This is a genomic window from Photorhabdus heterorhabditis (assembly GCF_001280945.1).
Lineage (GTDB): Bacteria > Pseudomonadota > Gammaproteobacteria > Enterobacterales > Enterobacteriaceae > Photorhabdus > Photorhabdus heterorhabditis.
The window spans coordinates 1-2,201 of the sequence record NZ_LJCS01000142.1 but is presented as its reverse complement, the minus strand read 5'-3'; the positions used below and the strand labels follow the sequence as shown (position 1 = coordinate 2,201).

At 55.9% G+C, this 2,201-nt stretch carries 1 protein-coding gene and 3 pseudogenes; 1 reads left to right on the top strand and 3 read right to left on the bottom strand.

Features of this window, described 5'->3' with window-relative positions; translation table 11 throughout:
* Both AM629_RS25395 and ltrA read right to left on the bottom strand, forming a co-directional pair.
* Positions 1 to 194 (bottom strand): annotated as a pseudogene (locus AM629_RS25395) (group II intron maturase-specific domain-containing protein); the annotation flags it as partial.
* A pseudogene (ltrA, locus tag AM629_RS20895) lies at positions 191 to 1,607 on the bottom strand (group II intron reverse transcriptase/maturase). The pseudogenes AM629_RS25395 and ltrA, both read right to left, overlap by 4 nt.
* On the opposite strand from ltrA, the gene AM629_RS24320 reads away from it, so the two are divergent.
* Positions 1,498 to 1,773 (top strand): hypothetical protein, encoded by a 276-nt coding sequence (locus AM629_RS24320; protein ID WP_167338268.1) that lies wholly within the window; start codon positions 1,498 to 1,500, stop codon positions 1,771 to 1,773. The pseudogene ltrA and the gene AM629_RS24320 sit on opposite strands and share 110 nt — an antisense overlap.
* Before the next feature lie 241 nt (positions 1,774 to 2,014).
* On the opposite strand, the pseudogene AM629_RS22820 reads toward AM629_RS24320, so the two are convergent.
* Positions 2,015 to 2,201, bottom strand: a pseudogene (locus tag AM629_RS22820) (reverse transcriptase domain-containing protein); the annotation flags it as partial.

Here is a 2,201-nt window from a genome sequence, read left to right as displayed (position 1 = left end):
CGCTCCCATGGGCGCGCCACCGCGCTCTTCTTCTCATTTACCTTCAGCTTCAGTTTGTTCTCAAGGAACTCACTGATATCCTTCAGTATATGTTCGCACGCTTTCCGGCTGCTCACGTAGATATTGCGTCGAGTCGCCCCGGGGAACCTCCCCCCAAGGCGCTCACGGAACCGGACGTGAACGTCTCCGCTCATCCGGCTCTTCCCATTGAAGCCTGCCCCCATAGTAGCGGCCAGTGGGCAGTGGGCAAACAACCTCGTTTCACTCCGCGCAACACGCGCCAGCCAGTGACTGGCCCGTCTCCGCTGGCCCCGAAGTCGCTTATGTTTACGGGTCAGCCATAACACGAGTTTGCGATCGATTTGCCTCAGCGTTGGATACAGGGCCGATTTATAAAAAGCACCGTAATAATTTATCCAGCCTCTGATTTTCGCATTGAACATATGCGCCAGATCGTACAAGGACTTGTCACTGCGATTTTGCAGACCCCAACTCCTCACCTCCTGACGGATTGCTTTCCCTGCTCTGGCACTCATCGCCGGACTGAAGTTAACGAAGGTCTTACCCCAGCGATTCTTCGACAAACGGGGCCGGAATGTATAGCCCAGAAAGTCGAAGCGCGTCTCTGCGTAATTCCCCCGTCGATCGGCATCTTTACAGTAAACCATCCGGGTCTTCTGCGGATGCAATTCCAGCCCACATTGCGCGAACCGCTGGCCTGCTTTACTTATCAGTGCTTCGGCCTGCGACTGACTGTGACAGTGGCATACAACATCATCGGCATACCTTTCAAAGGGGACGCCGGGAAACTGACGTTTCATCCACATATCAAAGGCATAATGCAGGAACAGATTCGAGATCAGGGGTGAAATCACGCCGCCCTGCGGCGTCCCCCTGTTCCGTACCTGCACCCTTCCATCCGGCATTTGCACCGGCGCCTTCAGCCAGCGTTCGATATACATCACCAACCAGCGTTCCTGTGTGTGATGCCGCACTGCTTTCAGTAACAGGGCATGATCAATATTATCAAAGAAGCCTTTGATATCGATTTCCACAACCCAGTCAAACTTCCAGCAGCGTGTTCTCGCCTGCGCAATCGCCTGGTGAGCAGATTTCCCCGGCCGGTAGCCATACGAGTCGCCATGGAACAGAGGTTCCAGTACAGGCTCAAGTACCTGTTTAACGACCATCTGGGCGATTCTGTCCGACACGGCAGGAATACCAAGCGGACGCACACCACCATCAGCTTTGGGGATCTCCACACGCCTTACCGCCTGCGGCATATAACTGCCCGAAGCCAGTCTGTTCCATAGCTTGTAGAGATTGTCTGCAACATTCTCGTCAAACCCGGCCAGTGTCTGTCCGTCAATACCTGCCGCACCACGGTTAGCTTTCACTCGTTTATACGCTTCCCACACCTGTCGCTTACTCACAGGAAATGGCTTTGCCGATTTTACAGCAGTCCTCCCACCGGCTTTATCGCCCGTGGTTGCTGTCGTGCCATCAGCACAATGGGGCAAGCCCTTTGCTCCAGACCCATTACGGTCCTTCAACGCTACTACGGCTTGCTCCGCCCCTGTACCCCGCATTGGTACTCTGGCGCTCATGGGACCTCCACTTGCGTTTCTCCCTTCACATCGGGGTGACAGGTTCCCACGTTCCCCACAAGAGCCTGAATCGACTTCACGCCGCCTTTATGCCGGATGCCGCGCAGGCAGTAAACAGGTCGCCCCCTGCGCTTATCCCACAGGAACGACTCCACCATGGTTTTGACATCATCTATACGCTTTCGACACATCATCAACGGTTCACTTTCGTTCGTCTCTTCGATCCCTACCTGATCGGGTCACGCCCGACCTTTTCCCATCTCGCTCACCACCACGTCTCTTAAACGCAGCAGCAGTGGGGGGTTTGGTGCCTGCGCCTGTACGCCGACACCGAGGGGCCTGCCCTCATCTCTTGTGTTGCATAGCTGCACGGGGACTTACGTCCCCGGTGCATGCCTTCGTGGCACACAGTCGTCCGCGTAGCGACAGAAGCTGTGTCCACGACGCTCCAGCTCTTTATCCAGTTCATCCAGCACCATGTTCGACAGCAGCGGCGACAGCGGACCGCCCTGCGGCAGCCCCTCCCCCCGTTTCTCCCTTTCTGCGCCTGTCGCCATGTCCGATTTCAGGTAGCGGCGTATTAACTTCAATACC